Origin of the sequence: Paraburkholderia bengalensis (assembly GCF_037126505.1) — a bacterium.
Taxonomy (GTDB): Bacteria; Pseudomonadota; Gammaproteobacteria; order Burkholderiales; family Burkholderiaceae; genus Paraburkholderia; species Paraburkholderia bengalensis.
This window is the reverse complement of record NZ_JACFYJ010000258.1, coordinates 1-1169: the sequence shown is the minus strand read 5'-3', so window position 1 is coordinate 1169 and position 1169 is coordinate 1. Positions and strand designations below refer to the sequence as shown.

Sequence of the window (1169 nt, the reverse complement as noted above, 5' to 3'; positions counted from 1 at the left end):
AGCCTGGAGGCCGCCGAAGTTCTGGATCGTCGGGATCACGACCTTCGTGTCGGTCTGCGTGACAGGCGCCACGACGACAGCCGGGCTGGCGAAGCCGCCACCGAATGCGGCGTTCGTGTTGAAGGCGTTGACGTTGCTGCCGCCACGCACGGACGCGAGCGATTCGACGGACAGTTCTTCGTTGTGCGAGAGGTCTTTGATGTTCAGCGAGGCCATGATGAATCTCCTTGGATTGGTTGCTTCGGGTTGGAAGAGCACGATTTGTTTGCGCTCGCTGCTACATACGCACAGCCTGTGCCAATCGAAACCCGCACTCCGGCTGTCAGCCATAAGTGACTGAAAATATGAAAGTTTTTCGCGTGAGCTGCGAGGCGAAGGCGCAATCAAGGCGACCAGCTGATCGAAGACGATGTGCTTCGGGCAAACAGATAATCTTGCAGCTGTCGGCATTCACCGAACAGCGCGCAGCTCGGCCATTCCAATGACGAAGTACTTCGCGCGACGGATTGAAAATGTCCCTCGTCTTGCCTGAGCGTGGGCATGTATGTCGCGAGTGGCGCGAAGGTACGACAATGAACGAGAGCAGTGCGCTGACAATGTCGTGCTCTTGCACACCGCAAAGTCTGCGATGGTCGGTTAGCTTGCCTTGGGGTGAATACGGGCCGCGTGCGCGTAGATTGCAGCCAGCATAGGGGAGGGAATTCGACCGGCTCCGCGCGCGGACCTGACGCTGAAGGCCGGCGGGTGAGCCTGGTCTAGGGCAGGAGCCTGAATGAAGTCGGGGACGCAGATGGGCATGTTGATCCCATGCATGGACCCGATGGCGATCGGCATTCCACAAACAAGAGGGCCCGCCAGCGGAGAACGCACTGGCGAGCCAAAGCCGTCAAGGGACAAGACCTGACGGCATGCCAATCTGAAAGAACGTCTGGCGCATATTTCTCTTAATGCGTATCCCCGCGCGGCGGCGCTGTCTTGAACTGTTCAAAGAGGACTGGCGAACCCGTTAAACGCCTTCATATGGAGACGGCGGTTTCATGTCCAGGGACTTACCGCAGCCCCTTGAGAACCTGCAAGCCGCCGAAATTCTGCAGCGTCGGAATATCGATCTTCGTCTCGGTCTGGATGACGGGCGCCACCACGATAGCCGGGCTGGCAAATCCACCGCC

Annotated in this window: 1 protein-coding gene; it reads right to left on the bottom strand. The window is 58.8% G+C overall.

What is annotated here, in order from left to right; translation table 11 throughout:
* A partial coding sequence (locus tag H3V53_RS43100; RefSeq protein WP_336603027.1) for a hypothetical protein occupies positions 1 to 216 on the bottom strand: 216 nt, incomplete at its 3' end.
* Between the last annotated feature and the right edge of the window lie 953 nt (positions 217 to 1169).